This window comes from Kitasatospora sp. NPDC090091, from assembly GCF_044747365.1.
Taxonomy (GTDB): Bacteria; Actinomycetota; Actinomycetes; order Streptomycetales; family Streptomycetaceae; genus Kitasatospora.
The window spans coordinates 53,115-66,896 of record NZ_JBIVDY010000026.1 but is presented as its reverse complement, the minus strand read 5'-3'; the positions used below and the strand labels follow the sequence as shown (position 1 = coordinate 66,896).

Annotated in this window: 17 protein-coding genes; 8 read left to right on the top strand and 9 right to left on the bottom strand. The window is 72.2% G+C overall.

All coding sequences use genetic code 11. The features are described from left to right. Window positions 1–3: 3 nt before the first annotated feature. Complete coding sequence (locus ACIPSC_RS33120; protein ID WP_400831641.1) at window positions 4–573, bottom strand: hypothetical protein; 570 nt, start codon at window positions 571–573, stop codon at window positions 4–6. Window positions 574–872: 299 nt separating this feature from the next. Here ACIPSC_RS33120 and ACIPSC_RS33115 point away from each other — a divergent pair, with 299 nt between their 5' ends. Together ACIPSC_RS33115 and ACIPSC_RS33110 are read left to right on the top strand one after the other, a co-directional pair. Beyond that, the gene (locus ACIPSC_RS33115; RefSeq protein ID WP_400831636.1) at window positions 873–1,481 is read left to right on the top strand and encodes a hypothetical protein; all 609 of its coding nucleotides are present in this window, start codon (window positions 873–875) and stop codon (window positions 1,479–1,481) included. 264 nt (window positions 1,482–1,745) lie between these two features. Next, window positions 1,746–2,414 (top strand): hypothetical protein, encoded by a 669-nt coding sequence (locus ACIPSC_RS33110; protein WP_400831632.1) that lies wholly within the window; start codon window positions 1,746–1,748, stop codon window positions 2,412–2,414. Between the two features lie 24 nt (window positions 2,415–2,438). On the opposite strand, the gene ACIPSC_RS33105 is transcribed toward ACIPSC_RS33110, so the two are convergent. The 6 genes from ACIPSC_RS33105 to ACIPSC_RS33080 form a co-directional block, all read right to left on the bottom strand. Further along, the gene (locus tag ACIPSC_RS33105; RefSeq protein WP_400831629.1) at window positions 2,439–2,681 is read right to left on the bottom strand and encodes a hypothetical protein; all 243 of its coding nucleotides are present in this window, start codon (window positions 2,679–2,681) and stop codon (window positions 2,439–2,441) included. Window positions 2,682–2,788: 107 nt separating this feature from the next. Beyond that, window positions 2,789–4,573, bottom strand: coding sequence for a hypothetical protein (locus ACIPSC_RS33100; protein WP_400831627.1), 1,785 nt, complete (start codon window positions 4,571–4,573; stop codon window positions 2,789–2,791). A gap of 8 nt (window positions 4,574–4,581) precedes the next feature. Continuing rightward, window positions 4,582–5,028 (bottom strand): hypothetical protein, encoded by a 447-nt coding sequence (locus ACIPSC_RS33095; RefSeq protein ID WP_400831624.1) that lies wholly within the window; start codon window positions 5,026–5,028, stop codon window positions 4,582–4,584. Between the two features lie 55 nt (window positions 5,029–5,083). Beyond that, window positions 5,084–5,776 (bottom strand): hypothetical protein, encoded by a 693-nt coding sequence (locus tag ACIPSC_RS33090; RefSeq protein WP_400831621.1) that lies wholly within the window; start codon window positions 5,774–5,776, stop codon window positions 5,084–5,086. A 237-nt stretch (window positions 5,777–6,013) separates the two neighbouring features. After that, window positions 6,014–6,871 carry a Ku protein gene (locus ACIPSC_RS33085; RefSeq protein ID WP_400831618.1) on the bottom strand — a complete coding sequence of 286 codons (858 nt, stop codon included), beginning with the start codon at window positions 6,869–6,871 and terminating at the stop codon, window positions 6,014–6,016. 158 nt (window positions 6,872–7,029) lie between these two features. Beyond that, window positions 7,030–7,773 carry a hypothetical protein gene (locus tag ACIPSC_RS33080; RefSeq protein WP_400831615.1) on the bottom strand — a complete coding sequence of 248 codons (744 nt, stop codon included), beginning with the start codon at window positions 7,771–7,773 and terminating at the stop codon, window positions 7,030–7,032. A gap of 197 nt (window positions 7,774–7,970) precedes the next feature. Between ACIPSC_RS33080 and ACIPSC_RS33075 the strand changes: the two genes are divergently transcribed. The 6 genes from ACIPSC_RS33075 (at window position 7,971) to ACIPSC_RS33050 (ending at window position 11,764) form a co-directional block, all read left to right on the top strand. Then, entirely contained in the window at window positions 7,971–8,591 is a 621-nt protein-coding gene (locus tag ACIPSC_RS33075) for a hypothetical protein (protein ID WP_400831612.1), read from the top strand. Next, complete coding sequence (locus ACIPSC_RS33070) at window positions 8,588–9,310, top strand: hypothetical protein (protein ID WP_400831610.1); 723 nt, start codon at window positions 8,588–8,590, stop codon at window positions 9,308–9,310. Before ACIPSC_RS33075 ends, ACIPSC_RS33070 begins: the two co-directional genes overlap by 4 nt. A 184-nt stretch (window positions 9,311–9,494) precedes the next feature. Continuing rightward, window positions 9,495–9,902 carry a hypothetical protein gene (locus ACIPSC_RS33065; protein WP_400831607.1) on the top strand — a complete coding sequence of 136 codons (408 nt, stop codon included), beginning with the start codon at window positions 9,495–9,497 and terminating at the stop codon, window positions 9,900–9,902. A gap of 209 nt (window positions 9,903–10,111) precedes the next feature. Further along, window positions 10,112–10,513, top strand: coding sequence for a hypothetical protein (locus ACIPSC_RS33060; RefSeq protein ID WP_400831603.1), 402 nt, complete (start codon window positions 10,112–10,114; stop codon window positions 10,511–10,513). Window positions 10,514–10,694: 181 nt separating this feature from the next. Next, window positions 10,695–11,180, top strand: coding sequence for a helix-turn-helix transcriptional regulator (locus tag ACIPSC_RS33055; protein WP_400831600.1), 486 nt, complete (start codon window positions 10,695–10,697; stop codon window positions 11,178–11,180). A 77-nt stretch (window positions 11,181–11,257) separates the two neighbouring features. Then, complete coding sequence (locus ACIPSC_RS33050; protein WP_400831597.1) at window positions 11,258–11,764, top strand: hypothetical protein; 507 nt, start codon at window positions 11,258–11,260, stop codon at window positions 11,762–11,764. Between the two features lie 109 nt (window positions 11,765–11,873). On the opposite strand, the gene ACIPSC_RS33045 is transcribed toward ACIPSC_RS33050, so the two are convergent. Both ACIPSC_RS33045 and ACIPSC_RS33040 read right to left on the bottom strand, forming a co-directional pair. Beyond that, the gene (locus ACIPSC_RS33045) at window positions 11,874–12,542 is read right to left on the bottom strand and encodes a hypothetical protein (protein WP_400831595.1); all 669 of its coding nucleotides are present in this window, start codon (window positions 12,540–12,542) and stop codon (window positions 11,874–11,876) included. A gap of 674 nt (window positions 12,543–13,216) precedes the next feature. Then, a complete protein-coding gene (locus ACIPSC_RS33040) occupies window positions 13,217–13,768 on the bottom strand; it encodes a hypothetical protein (RefSeq protein WP_400831593.1) in 552 nt (183 codons plus the stop codon). Window positions 13,769–13,782 lie beyond the last annotated feature (14 nt).

Here is a 13,782-nt window from a genome sequence, read left to right as displayed (position 1 = left end):
CGGTCACTCCTGCGCGGGCTGGGCGGCAACCCACTTCGCGGCCGCCGTCGGGGTGGAGAAGCCGTCCTGGGTGGTGCGGTAGGCCACCATGACTCCGTCGTGGTGCCACCGGGGATGGGCGTGGCCCTCCCAGCGCCACGCCCCGCGGGGTGTCTTGTAGTACCGGACCTGCCCGATCACGTCGTTCTGCACCAGGTGGTCGGTGCGCCGGGTGGCGACGAGGTAGCCGAAGACCTCCGGTTCGCCGCGCAGGATCGGCAGCCCCGCGTACAGCCACACCGGGCCGGCCTTCACCGGCGCCGTCCCGTACCCGATCGCGGCCAGCGACGAGTGCTGGTACGTGTGCTGCTCGCCGGTGAGCTCGGTGACGCGGTCGCAGGACCGGCAGAGGATCTGCACGCGCAGGTCCGTGTACTGCCCGCTGTGGTTCTCGCACTTGGGGTCTTGGCACACGTGGCCTTCACCGCGCTCGCGCTCGACTGCCCGGTACCGCACCTCCCAGCCGGTCGCTCGGCAGCCCGGGCCGTGCTTCGGCTGCTCGAACCCGAAGTACTCCTCGGTGATGATCCCCATCCCGATCCTCCAGCCCCAGGTACGCCCGTCGCTGACCGTCATCCTACGGCTGACGGTCCGGTGGCCGGGCCAGGAACCGGGAGCCTGGACAGGAGAGTTCGGCGGTTCTCACCGCGGGTGCCCGGCCGGCGCGCTATCGTCAGAGGCGGGGTAGCTCCGCGGCTGCCCGTCATCCATGCCGGACCTCGTGCCCACGCCTCCGGCCAGCGATCAACGCGATGCCGACCGCGGTTGCTCACCGCCGTCCCGTGAACCCGGCCGGCGCGGGCGTGGGACGCGCGGCCAGGAAGACGCTGACGATGGCTGACCCCCGCAAGCGCCAGATCAGGGCCCGCATGAGCGCGCGGCCCGGCGAGACCTACATGCAGGCCCGCCGCCGCCTCACCACCGCTGCCGATCCCAGCACCTGGACCGTCGGAACCGTCGGGTTCCTCTTCTCCTGCAGCCTGCCGACCGAGCCGGACCCCAACAGCACGTTCCAGGCGACGCCCGAGACGGTCCTTGCCGCCGCCGTCGCCAACAACTGCCAGGTCCTCACCCGGGAAGACACCGGCGAGGAGTACCCGGCCTGGGCCGACGTCGTGGTGCTGCGCCCGGCCCGCCCGGACGAGGCCCCGCCCGGCTGGTACCCGGTCGAGGCGTTCATCGCCGTACGCTCCCGCCGACCCTGGGACGAGCAGGACGAGGACGAGCAGGTCATCACGGACGCCTACCGGGCGGCGCGCGACACGGTCACCCGGATGTGGCCCGGCCTCCCCGAAGCCTGGAGGCCGGCCGCGATGAACCTTCTCACCGTCGCCGGACTCCGCGGCTGGACCGACGAGGACCTCCAACGCCTGGCCGCGAATCCGCTCGGCCGCTCCACCACCGTCGGCGCCGACCCGACGCTGCGCCCAGACGAGGGCTGAGCACGCCGGGGGTGGTTGCTTCGGCACCGAGTCAACCACCCCCGGGAGACCTGACTCGTCCGGGTGAACCTGCGCCCCGAGGGCGTTGGACGGGATTGGCTGCTCCTAGGATCAGCGGGAGGGCCCCGCAGCCCCAGACCGCCGTCCAGCCCGTGGCAGAGACGGCACATCAGGTCGGACCCGCGACGCGGCGAGCGGTCAGTTCCCCGTCGTGCCGACCAGGCGCTCGGGCCACGGACCGCAGCGCCGAACTGGACGGCCACGATGACCGAACCCCGCCACGCCCGTAAGACAGCCGTACGCGCCCGCATGGCCGAGACCGGCGAGACCTACACCCAGGCCAACGCGGCGATCGCAGCCCAGCGCGGTGACGCCTCTGACCGGCGCCGCATGTTTGCCGAGATGGATGCCCGCCGGGACCGCTACGAAGCGGCGGCCCAGGCCGCCCGCGACCGCAACGCCCCCGTACACACCGGGCTGTGGGGTGCCTTCGGTGCAGGCCAGCCGGACTTCAGCCGGGTCGAGGCGTCCCTCGCCGTTCCCACCGGCGACATGGTGACCTGGACGCACTTCACCGAGGGCGGCCGGGAGCTTGCCGAGGAGATCGACGAGAAGGCCCGGGCCGCCGGTCTCCGGCTTGCCGATGCCCGACTCATCCGCCGCCGCAACCGCCCCCACCGGCGGACCCACGGGCCGCTCAGCGTCTTCGTCTGGGATCTGCAGGCTGTCCTCGCTGACGTCGAGGCCGACATCCGTGCCGGCCAGGAGGACAAGGACGAGGCCCAGGCGATCTTGGACGAGAACTACCCGGCGACGATGCACGAGCGGTTGGACAGCTGGCGGAGCTTCGCCGAAGTCATCGAGCCGATCGCCATCCAGGAGCCACCCGGCATCGACATGACCGGCGTCGACCCGGAACTGGACGACCTGTAGTCGCACGGCACCGAGGCCAGCGTTTCAGAGGGTCCGATTGCCGAACATATAGATGGTGGGACGCCCCACGGCATCGAACTTACAATCATCGGAATTGCGTGGGTACCAACCCTTAATCACATGAAGCCCCATGTATGTCTCCACCACGATCTCAGGCCGACGTGCCAGCCTGACCTCGGCGTGGTAGATCCGGTCCCCAATGGCAACAAGGACCTTATCTCCGACCTTGAATGGCTTGTCATCAAAGTCGAGCAACCTGTCGGCCATGGCTTCAAGGGCTCCTTGCTTGGCGTCTACAAGGCAGTGTCGGCGTATTCACTTCGTGTTGCATGCCGACGTCGGCGAGGCCCATGGATCCCCGGGACCAGTCCTCCTTAGCCCTTTGGTGCCACCTGTCGGACCGGATTCACCCGTGGCAGAGAAGCCGGTCCGGCGGGCTGAGGGCTGTGGTCGGGGTAGAGCTCGGCGTAGGCCTGGTGGTGGTCGGCGTGGTGGGTGCGTCCGGCGTCGGTGAGGTGCAGCAGCGGCCATGGCCGGTCGGCCTCCGCGGGATCGGCGTACGGGTTGCGGTACGGGGCGCAGCCCGGCAGGGAGCGCAGGTCGATAACGGCGGCGAGGCCCCGGGAGGTGAGCTTCTCGATGGCCTTGGTGCTGCGGGTGACCGCGGTGACGGAGCCGGAGAGCAGCCCGCCCGGCAGGTCGGCGACCACCTTCGGTGCGAGCCGGCCCGACTGGGCGACGTGCTGGCGCAGGGATGCGGCGCGTTCGGGGGTGTCGGCCGCGGCGAGCGCGGCCAGCAGCCGGTGGGCGATCTCGTCCAGCAGGTGCCGGGGACGGGAAGGCCGACGCGGTGCGGTCGCGGGCTTGGGCGCGGGGTGGGCGAGATCGTATGCGCGGCCGCCGGCGACGGCGGACTCCAGGTGGGCGGCCAGCGCCCACGCGATGGCGTACACGCTGTCGGCGGCCGGCGCCGGTACCCGGTGCCGGGAGATGCCGAGGGCGGCCTTGGCGGGGCGGCGGCCGCGGGTGCGTTTGCCGGTGGCCAGCCGGTACAGGCGCGCCGCCTCGACGTCGACCTCGGTCGCGCCGACCACGGCCGGCGTTGGCAGCGCTTCCAGGTCGGCGCCGTCGACGGTGGCCTGGATGGCCGCGACGGGGTCGGTGCCGTCGGCGGCCGCCGCGAGCGCGGCCAGTGCCGCCGTCACGTACGCGGCGACGGCCGGGCCCAGCGGGTCCAGCTGCTCCAGGCGCCCACGGATCAGCCCGACCCGGACCCGGGCGTGCTCCATGTCGAGACGGTGCAACTCGGTGCGCAGGTCCACCAGCCGCCCGCCCGGCATGGGCGGCCGGGCGACGGTGGCCGTCGCGGCCTCGGCCAGCAGCGCACGCAGATCCTCCTCGGCGAAGACCAGGTCGTCGCAGCGCCGGCCAAGCGCGGCCAGCAGTCGGTCGGCCTCGGCCGGCCACACCGGTTCCGGCGCCGGAACATCGGCGGGGAACAACTGCGGGTACAGCTCCACGTAGGCGGCGTGGTGATCGGCCAGGTGCGCGGTTCCGGCCTCGGTGATCACGTACCCGCCGCCGTACGGGCGGTAGCTGGCGGCGAGCGGCGGATCGTGGTGGATCAGCTTGTCCTCGATGGTGCGGCTGTGGCCCCAGTCCAGGTAGCCGCGCTGGCCGGCACACGCCTGGGCGAGGATGAGCAGCACCTCCACCGCCCGCTCGCGCAGCAGCCCCGCCGGGGGCTTCTTGGCGCGGGCCGGCGCCTTCCACCCCCGAGAGGCGCGCACGACCTTGCGGCCCAGCGTCGTCATCGCGACCTGCCGCATCACCCCGTACCGGGTGGGCCGGTGGCCGAAGGTGATCAGGGCGCGCTCGTGCAGCACCGCCATCGTCGACCCCGTCCCCTGGTCGTGCACCCCGGCATGACGCCACTGGGTTTGCAAGGCGGTGTAGCTGACGAGCGCCGGCAAGCTCGGCTCGTGATAGGCGTCGATCAGCCGCCACACCGCCGCCGGGGTGTCGTCCCAGTGCCCCGCCGCACTGTCGGCGGCGCGCTGCGCCTCTCTGGCCTGGTCGGCGTCGAAGATGCTGCTCAGGTAGAGCTGCTGACGGGGGTTGAGGTCCTGCCAGATCTGGTCCGGGGTCGGCTTCGGCATCTCGGGTCTCACCGGCTCTCGGCGACGCGGCTGTCGTCCGGGCTGCCGGGCGCCGGGATCCAGGCTGGGAGCGGCGAGGTGTCGGCCGGCACGGGCACCTCGTCGGCCGGGTAGATGGACCGGCCGCGGCCGCGCCCGATCAGCTCGGTCCAGCCGCCCCCGGCCGTGGCGGGCTCGAAGCGGACCTCGGCCAGCCACACCTCCAGGGGACGGGGGAACGGCTGCACGTGGCCCCACAGCCTGACGTCGTGGCCGAGCCGTTCGTCGGTCGGCGGCAGCTGCGGCAGGTCCGCGAGGGCGATCCGCAGGACGTAGTGCTCGCTCGCGCCGCCCGGGTCCAGGACGTACCGCACGACGCCGTGAGCGGGCACGTCCAGTACGGCGTCGGCCTGCGGCTCGCGGGTGGAGTCGAGCCCGCAGATGCGGGCGGAGGAGAAGGAGAAGGACTCGGTCACCGGTGGTGCCTCTCGGGAGGGTTCAGGGGGTGGAGAGCTGCGACAGCGGGCACGGTCAGCGGTCGGCCGGGATGTTGACCACCCGGCACAGCTCGTCGGCGCAGCCGCACGCCACCCGCAGGTGAAGCGTGGTGTCGCTCGCCTCGGCAAGCGCTTGCGCACCGTCGCCGAGCACCTGGTCCAGCTCCCCGAAGGCGGCGGCCCCGTCGATGTCCCGCTCGCTCAGCCCCTTGGCCTCGGCACGGCGCAGCAGCTCGACGCGCGCGGCCCTCGACTCGGTCGTCTCCGCGCCGAACCCGAGCTGGAAGTGGAACTGCAGGCCCTGGCACGACGGGCAACGCTCCGGCTCCTCGCCATGGTCCTCCCACGCTTGATCGTCCAGGTTGGCGAGCCACTCCTGCAGCTCGTCCGGGTCATTCCAGATGTGGAACGGCGCGCACTCCTCGTGCCCAGCCCGGCCGCAGCCACCACACACGCGGCAGACCACCGGCGCCAGCAGCACCCGTTCGCCGTCCCCAGGGATCTCGTAGTGGTCGTGGGTGTTGCCGAAGCCCTGGCAGGCGGGGCACGGCGCGGTGCCAGCGAGATCCGGGACCGGCAGATCGGCTACCAGCACCTGGCGGCCCCGGGTGGCCCATCCTGTGGGTGCGGTGCGCGCCTTCAGCCCCTCAACTGCCGCCTGGTGGCCGCCGCCGGCCTCGGCCGCGCGGCGGCGGGCGGTCTGCTTGCGTCCGTGGTTCTTGACCATCTCGGGCTCCTGTCCCTGGCCGTTGGCGCGCCGGTCCCGTGACCCGCTGCGCGCCGGTATCAGGGCACGGCGAAGCAGGTTGATCCTGGTGGAGATGCACAGGCGCACCCTCGGGCCGTTCTCCCGCCGGTCACGGGCCGACGGCCTGGCCCCGACCGCCACCGGCGGCCGGATGAAGCACGGCCACAGCGTAGCGGCAACTACCGACAGCCCGAAGCAGATCCAGCCGCGCGCCGGTCAGCCCGGCGACGGCCGGCGCGTGCCTCTTCTCGCCGCCGGCTTCTCTCCGGCCGGACGGGCGGCCGCGGTCTTCGGATGCTCGGCCGCGGCACGGGCGATCGCCTCCTCGAGGAGGGCGGTCAGGTCGACCACCGGCGCGGTCTCGAACACCGCGGCGTCGGGGGCGTGCGGGGCCGGCAGACCCGCGGCCTTGGCCTCCACCACCCGCACCAGTGCCGCCGTGTACTCGTCCTCCTCCGCCTCCGGGCTGAAGCCCTCCCCGAAGGCGTCGATCAGCTGGCCGGCCAGGTCGACCTCCTCCGGTTGCAGCCGGAGCGCCTCGGGAGCCAGGTGCTCCGGGCTGCGAACCTCATCAGGCCACAGCAGAGTGATCATCGACAGGACCCGGTCGCGGGCCCCGATCGCCACCAGGCTGTCGCGGGTGCGGATCGCGGTGCGCCCGATCGCCACCCGGCCGGAGCGGGCCAGGGCCTCGCACAGCAGAGCGTACGGGCGCGCGGCGCCCGGGCCGGCGGTCAGGTAGTAGCCGCGGTGGTAGTAGAGCGGGTCGACACGGTCGGCGGGCAGGAAACCCAGCACCCTGATCTCCCGGGTGTCCGCCATGGGAAGCGACTCCAGGTCGGAGCGGGTGAGGACCAGCGTGCGGCCGTCCGGCAGCTCGTAGCCCCGCTCGATGTCCTCCTCAGGGACCTCCTGCCCGTCCCTCGAACACACCTTCCGGTACCGGACGCGCGCGCCGTCCGTGGCGTGCACCTGGTGCAGGGGGACCTTGTGCTCGCTGGTCGCCGAGACGATCCCGACAGGAACACTGACCAGCGAGAACGTCAGAACCTTCTTCGCGATCACACTCGGCACGGCCGACTCCTGCGCTGCTCCCCCCGGGTCTTCCAGCTCACCGCTCCCGGCCGTTGATCGCACCTGGAACAGCCGAAGGGACCGGCGGGACCCCCTGCTGCTGATCCCGCCGCCCGGCGGGATCAGCAGCAGGGGGGGTCTTCCCCGCGGCCTGTGGGTCAGTCCAGCCCGAGCGTCCAACCAGCGGAACCCGCCTGGACCCGCAGCCCGCCTTGGCCGGCACGCTGCCGGTCGAGCTCGGCCGCCAGCTCCTCGGCCGGCACCTCCAGCTCGTTCGCGCGGCGCAGCACGACCGCCAGCACCGCGCGCAGCTGCTCGGGGTCCTCGAGGACGGGTTCGCCCAGCTCGTCAGGGGCGTACCAGGCGCCGTCGCTGAACGGGGCGCCGAGGTGGGTCACCTCGGCGGTGCGGTTCATCAGCCGTTGGGCGGTGTCCACGAAGCGCTCCGCCAGCCCCGCGGTCAGCAGGTCCATCATCTGCGAATCGCTGGCGTTCTCCGTGATCTCGCCCCGCTTCACCAGTACCTTCCGCAGCCGATCGCGCGCCATGGTGTCGGAGTGGCCCAGGAAGTTCCGCCACTTGGTGAGCTCGGTGAAGAAGGCCTTCTCGTCCTCGTTCCACGTGAACGGCTCGGCCTCGGGGTTGAGGATCGCCGCGGACTGGGTGACCGCCCCCGCCCGGTCGTCGAACTTCGGGCTGCTGATGGTGTTCCCCGCCTGGATGTGGGTCCAGTTGATGAACGCCTCCACAGCGGCCTGGACGAGCACCACGGTGGAGATCACCGCGTCGCGCTCCCGGGCCCGGCGCTCCAGGCCGCTACGGCCGACGGCGCGGTCGACTTCGGCCTGGGCGGCGAAGTGGCCGGCCTGGCGGCTCTCCACAACGGCGCGGCGGAACATCACCTGCGCAAGGTTAACGTCATGTCGGTCGTCCGGACGGGGACGGACAGGGGTGGGGGCGGGCGAAGAGGGCGCGGAGGTGTTGGTCACGTCGTCGATCCTTGCAGCAGGCGCCGTCCGCCCGCCTCCGAGTTTCCGCAGGTGCGGCACGGAGACGGCTGACGTTTGATCACTCGAACAAATACTCGAATACTGGGTGTGTGACCGCCGCCGTCCCCTTCTCCCGCCCCGTCCGCGCCACCGCGCTGCCGGGCGACGCCGAGCGCGCGCCACGAGAGCTGATGACGCTGCCCGGCGCCTACCGCGACACCCGCCGCTGGTGCCTGGTGGAAATCAAGCACGCCGGCCGCTGGACACCGGCGCTGCTGACCGTGTGGCGCCGCCCACCCAACAGCAGCGTCTGGGTGGTCCACGTGACGTGGGGCGAGGACGGCACCACCCCCGGCACCGAGGGATGGGGCTGGTTCCTCTACGACGACGGGAAGACCATCCGCCCGCTCCCGGAACCCGCCGACCCACCACCGACCGGCCCACCCTTCCTCGGTACGTGGCGCGACGCCGTCATCGTGCCCCCGGAGCTGACCGGCCCACCCGGCGCCGACGGCGAGACCCGGTGCTGGCGCCTGGCCTGGGCCCGCATCGACGACCAGTGGCGCTCCGGCCTCGTCACCGCACAACGCCGCCCCGGCCCCGACCTCCCATGGATCGCCCAGTTCCGCTGGGGCGAGGACAAGCAATGCGCCTGGCTGATCGCCGACGGCATCACCCTGCGCCCAGTACCCACGGAATCCACGCCACCGACCACGGAGCAGCCCCGGTGACCCTCCACCTCGCCCCGGCTCCCAACCACGACGAGCGCCTTGCCGACCTGCTGGCGAAGACCTCACCCGAGGCCCGCCAGCGCCGCGTCGACGCCACCACCTGGCCCGCCCTGGACGCCATCGCCCCGCTCCTGCCCGACCGCCGCCTACCCCGCGGCGCGGTTGTCGAGGTCCTCGGCGACCGCTATCTCCTGATGGCGCTCGCGGCCGGCGCCGCCCAACACCCCGACCTGCACGTCGGCCTCGTCGGCCTCCCCGACCTCGGGCTCGCGGCCCTGAGCGCCATGGGAGTCAGCTACAGCCGCCTCGCCACGGCCGACGACCCCGGTCCTCAGTGGGCCGAGGTCGTCTCCGCGCTCGTCCGCGAAGGCGCGTTCGGCGTGATCCTGCTCGAACCGACCACCGCCCCGCAGCCCCGGGACCACCAGCGCCTCACCGCCCGCCTCCGCGAATCCGGCTCCACCCTGCTCGTCACCACCCCCTGGCCCGGCGCAGCACTGCGCCTCACCACCAGCCGACCCCGCATCGAAGGCCTCGGCGACGGGTGGGGCCACATCACCTCCCGAACCGTCGACGCCGCCTGCACCGGCCGCGGCCGCGCCGGCACGCGAACCCGTACCGCCACCCTGCTCCTGCCCGGCCCCGACGGCACAGCCCAGCCCCTGGCCCCGGCCATCGAACGGACCACCGGATCGACGGCCGCCGCCGTCACGGCGTAACCCCGCATGCCGGGCCCGGCCGGCACCGGCATCGTGGACAACAGCGGCCCCGGCCCGAACCCCCGAGCGGGCCCGGGCGCCGTCCCGGGGCCGTAGCAACCCCGGATGAGCCCTGCGATCCCGCAGGTCAGGCAGCACTCTCGGGGCGTGGAGCACGTCTCCATGACGGGCGTACCGTGGAACCATGGCCGGCCGGGTACGCCGGTGCGCGTACTGCTGGGAACCGCTGCGAGCGACTGCACGCAGCGACGCTCAGTACTGCTCGGCGAAGTGCAAAGCCGCTGCCCGCCGCCAGCGGCACCACTACCTTGAGGCCGTCGCCATCGGCCTGTGGTTCACCATGGGCATCGAGACCGAGCATGTGGTCCGCTGCCCGGCCTGCGGCCGCCGCTTCGCCCACAAACACGGCCACCGCCGAGACGCCGTCTACTGCAGCTCCGCGTGCCGACAGGCCGCCTACCGGGCCCGGAAGGCCAAGCGGGTACGCGAAGCCGTCACGGCGTCGGCCGATGTTACGGATGCCGGAACCGACTACACGTCGCTCACCAGCGAAAACGGCACCGCCGAGATGGGCCCGATGGGGACCTCGTAATCGATCTCTTCGCAGCGACAGGTCACAGCACGCCGGACCGGCTCACAGAAAGATCTTGGACACCGGGACGCCTGGTCCAGAGTCAGCGCTCGGAGCTGCTACGCTCCCGTCCAACTTGGGGCCGTTGCGCCGGCCCAGGGCGACGGCGGCGCCGCGTCTCATCCAAGGTGCTCCGCACCGCGCTTGAGTCCTCGAGCCCTGGAGCCCCCGTGCCCGACAAGCACTCCCGCAAGAAGGCCGTCCGCGAACGCATGGCCACCACTGGCGAACGCTACCGGCAGGCCGTGGCCGCGCTGGACCAACGACGCTGGGCCGAGGGAACTGCCCCCATCAAACCCAGCCACGACGACGGATCCGGCTGGGGTACCTGCACGATCCCCGACTGCCCCGAGTGCGCCGAAGGCCGACGCCGCGGCGACGAGCAGTACGCGGCCCATCAGGCGATGCTCGACGCCTACCAGTGCCCCGGACCTGAGCGATGCGTCCTGCCGGACTGTCCCGAAGGCTGCAACGAGGAAGAAGAGCTGCAGTTCTCCATGTGCAGGAAATGCTGGGCCGTCGACCTGCCGACCGACGGCACGAACTGCCCCTGGTGCTACGCCCCGCGGTAGACCTGCGGACGTTGGCGCGGTCCCAGCGCAGAACGCCGGGACCGCAGAACGGTCTTCTCGGGACCACTGCGCACCCTATCCGCCACCACCGACAGAGCCGCCCCGAAGGGCTGCTGTAACGCCGGCGGGCCGCCCGCCGTACATCCGGGTACAGCACCGATTCGGCGACAGGATCACGAACATGGCTCTCAACCTCACCGCCAACAGCGTCACCGACGAACACCTGGAGGTGCTGCGCCAGCTCCTCGAGTCGAAGAACGCCCTGCTACGCCGGCACGGCCTGGACGCCGGCGCGGCAGGGGAGACGCTGGTGCAGCTGACGCACGAGCTGCCGGCGTCGATCGCGGAGTGGCTGCTCAGCACCGCGCTGGAGCGCGGGGTGTCGGTGAGCGACTTCCTGACGGAAGTGGTGGAGCAGAGCCGGGGCAGCGTTGCGGCGCAGCGCCGGGAGGGGGGTGGGGTGCCTCGGGCGGATGGGGTGGAGTGGTTCAGCGTGCAGCAGCTCGCGGAGGCCACGGGGACGCCGGCGACGACGCTGTACGGGCTGGTCGGCAAGCCGGACGGTCCCAACCCGATTCGGCTGGGCCCCAAGGGCGGGCGCTTCCTGGTGCACCGGGTGGAGGCGGAGCGCTTCGCCCGTTCCCGCGGGCGCAAGTTGGTCGCCTGACGCGGCCGGCAGGGCCTTGATCACGATTCGGTTCCACCGCCCACACGGGGCCTTTGCAGGCTGGGATGCTCGCGGGCATGGACGAGACCACCGCCACGCCGCCCGCACCCACCACCGAGCCGCTGCAGGAGGTCGTCGAGAGGCCGGCAGGGCCGAGCGTACGCGTGCCGGTGTGGCTCGTCGCGGGCCTGGTGGGCTTCGCGGCCGGCGCCGGGGCGGTCGGTCTGACGTGGGGTCTGTCCTCCTCGGCCGACCCGGCGGCGCCCGAGACGTTCACCCTCACCGGGTCCATGTCCCTCAAGAGCGGCGCCACCACGGGGGCCGTGTGCGTCGGCCGTGGCGGGTACAGCGACATCGCGATGGGTGCCTCGGTCACCGTGTACGACGAGGGCGGCCGGGTCCTGGCCACCGGCACGCTCGGTGCGGGCAAGGGGAAGTCGCTGGACGGTTGCGACTTCCCGGTGACGGTGCCCAACGTGCCGAAGGGGCCGCAGTTCTACCAGGTCGAGGTCAGCCACCGCGGGAAGATCAGCCTGCCGAAGGCCGATGCGGAGGCCGGCCTGCTCGCGGTCTCGCTCGGCTGAGCGCGCAAGCAGGCCTGATACCTGGTCAGTCGTGGACGGAGGGCACGCCTCGGCGGCCTCCTGCAAGCTGCAGCCCGCCTTCGCGTCAGGCCGTCACTGCCGGGCCGGACTACTGCGGGTCGTCAGACGCGAGCCGACGCAGCAGCTCCTCCTTCTCCTGCGGCGTCAGTTCGGGGGCTCCGGAAGGCAGGGCGTCCACGTCCACGAACACCGGCTCGTACCCGGGCTCCGGCAACAACGCGGCCGCCTGCCGCAGCCAGCCCAGCGAGGAGGTGGGCGGGTCTACGTCGACTACCAGGACCCGGTCCGCCCCCTGCTGCCCAGGAAGTAGGCGGGCCAGCTCGGAGGCGTCGGTGACGGTCTTGCCTTCGCCGCCTAGCTCCATCAGCCGCTCCAGGTCCTGCGGCATGAGGAAGGGGTTCAGGCGCTGGTCCCGCTGCGCCCGCATGGCCTCGACGGTGCGCTCCTTGTCCCGCAGGCCCCGGAGCCTCTCCGTCGCTCGGTGCGCCTCCATTATCAGGTCTGCGAGCGGCACCTGGTGCTTCTGCTGGTCGCCGGCGGCCTTCTCGCCAGGCACGGCTGCCGGGGCGGGCCGGGAGTGGTCGTCGGCGAGCATCCGCACAGCCTGGTCGCGGCCAGCGTGGTCGAGCTTGGCGGGCAGTTGGCCGGCGGCGGCAGCGGTCCTCACCCGCTGCAGGGCCTTCTGGTAGCCGCAGCCGGTCAAGCGGTTCAGCGCGCGGGCGATCCGCTCCTGGTTGGTGGTGTTGTTCGAGGACATCTTTCTCCTTCGTCGCGTCCTGACGCCTGCTGTTCGTCCCACCACGAGCATGGCCAGGGTGCACGGCTTGGAAGAGGGCGCCCGTCGTTGCTCGCCCCCGCGCGGCAGCACGGTTCACCGGTGCTCCGGGGGTGGGCCCGGGCCGGCGCGCACAAGCGAGGTGCGCCGCGCCGAGCTTACCGGCCAGCACCCACAACACCAGCGACCAGCCGCGTCCGCTCGTTGGCCCGGTCGCGAGCGTCCTGTGGCCGGCGGGCTCTCGTGCCGGGGCGGCGCGGGTTGAGGGGCCCTGGTGTCGGCGAACAGCCAGGGGGCGCCGCCGGGCAGTCCATGTTCGCTGCCACAAACTGCCGTTTGTGGTGGTGCGAGTAGGGCTTCGCCCGGGCGGGGGTGGGTGTAACGCTTCGGGGCGCGTTGTCGTACTTCAGGGTGTGAGTGTCCGGCGGGTGTGTGGTGGGAGCCGCCCGCCGGACACGGCCAAGGGCCCCTGAGGGGCCCACCAGGAACCCCGTGATGACTTGTGATAACAGCCCTGGACCTCAGCCACCCACTCAGCCGGCGCCGCGCGCGCCCCTCACGCGCACGTGGAAACGGCGGTTCGGAAGGCTCGCCAAGGCGGTTGGTGGGGGTAGGGCTGTTATCACAAGTCATTCTTGGAGGGGTCGCCGCCTTCCCTAGTCCGCGATCAACGTCCCCCAGATCTGCAGGGCCGTACCCACGCCGGCCAACCACAGACCCCACGTCTCCCCGGCCAGGCCGTCCACCGTGATCTTGTCGATGTCCCGATCGACCTTGTCCATCCTGCGATAGGCCTCGACGCCCAGGCTCTCCACCGCATCAACCCTGACCCGCGTCTCCTCGGACACTGCCCTCCGCAACCGGCCGAGCTCCCCCTCGCACCGCTCCACCCGGGCCACCGCCTCCTCCAGACGCTGCTCCACCGTCAGCGGCCCGACCATCCTTCGCCCTCGCCCGTCCTCGGCCGTCGCCGCTGCCTCGACCGGCCCCGCGAAGGCGTACACCGCCTCCCGGGGACCCGCCGGCCCTCTGCGCGAGGCCCCGGTCACCCACCGGAACCCACGCGGCACCAACCCGAGCAGCCACCGCCACGTCCCAGGACGCTCCGGCGCGAAGTACCTCCGCGTGTCCCGGACCCCGAACCCGGCGACGACCAACCCGACCAGCGCCAGGAACCCTCCAACCACCTGCAGCACCTTCGAGTACATGACCAGACCGTAGA

Excerpts from the sequence above, each read along its gene's own strand:
- ACIPSC_RS33120 (WP_400831641.1), bottom strand. The coding sequence starts at position 573 with ATGGGGATCATCACCGAGGAGTACTTCGGGTTCGAGCAGCCGAAGCAC.
- ACIPSC_RS33115 (WP_400831636.1), top strand. The coding sequence starts at position 873 with ATGGCTGACCCCCGCAAGCGCCAGATCAGGGCCCGCATGAGCGCGCGG.
- ACIPSC_RS33110 (WP_400831632.1), top strand. The coding sequence starts at position 1,746 with ATGACCGAACCCCGCCACGCCCGTAAGACAGCCGTACGCGCCCGCATG.
- ACIPSC_RS33105 (WP_400831629.1), bottom strand. The coding sequence starts at position 2,681 with ATGGCCGACAGGTTGCTCGACTTTGATGACAAGCCATTCAAGGTCGGA.
- ACIPSC_RS33100 (WP_400831627.1), bottom strand. The coding sequence starts at position 4,573 with ATGCCGAAGCCGACCCCGGACCAGATCTGGCAGGACCTCAACCCCCGT.
- ACIPSC_RS33090 (WP_400831621.1), bottom strand. The coding sequence starts at position 5,776 with ATGGTCAAGAACCACGGACGCAAGCAGACCGCCCGCCGCCGCGCGGCC.
- ACIPSC_RS33065 (WP_400831607.1), top strand. The coding sequence starts at position 9,495 with ATGGCCGGCCGGGTACGCCGGTGCGCGTACTGCTGGGAACCGCTGCGA.
- ACIPSC_RS33055 (WP_400831600.1), top strand. The coding sequence starts at position 10,695 with ATGGCTCTCAACCTCACCGCCAACAGCGTCACCGACGAACACCTGGAG.
- ACIPSC_RS33050 (WP_400831597.1), top strand. The coding sequence starts at position 11,258 with ATGGACGAGACCACCGCCACGCCGCCCGCACCCACCACCGAGCCGCTG.
- ACIPSC_RS33045 (WP_400831595.1), bottom strand. The coding sequence starts at position 12,542 with ATGTCCTCGAACAACACCACCAACCAGGAGCGGATCGCCCGCGCGCTG.
- ACIPSC_RS33040 (WP_400831593.1), bottom strand. The coding sequence starts at position 13,768 with ATGTACTCGAAGGTGCTGCAGGTGGTTGGAGGGTTCCTGGCGCTGGTC.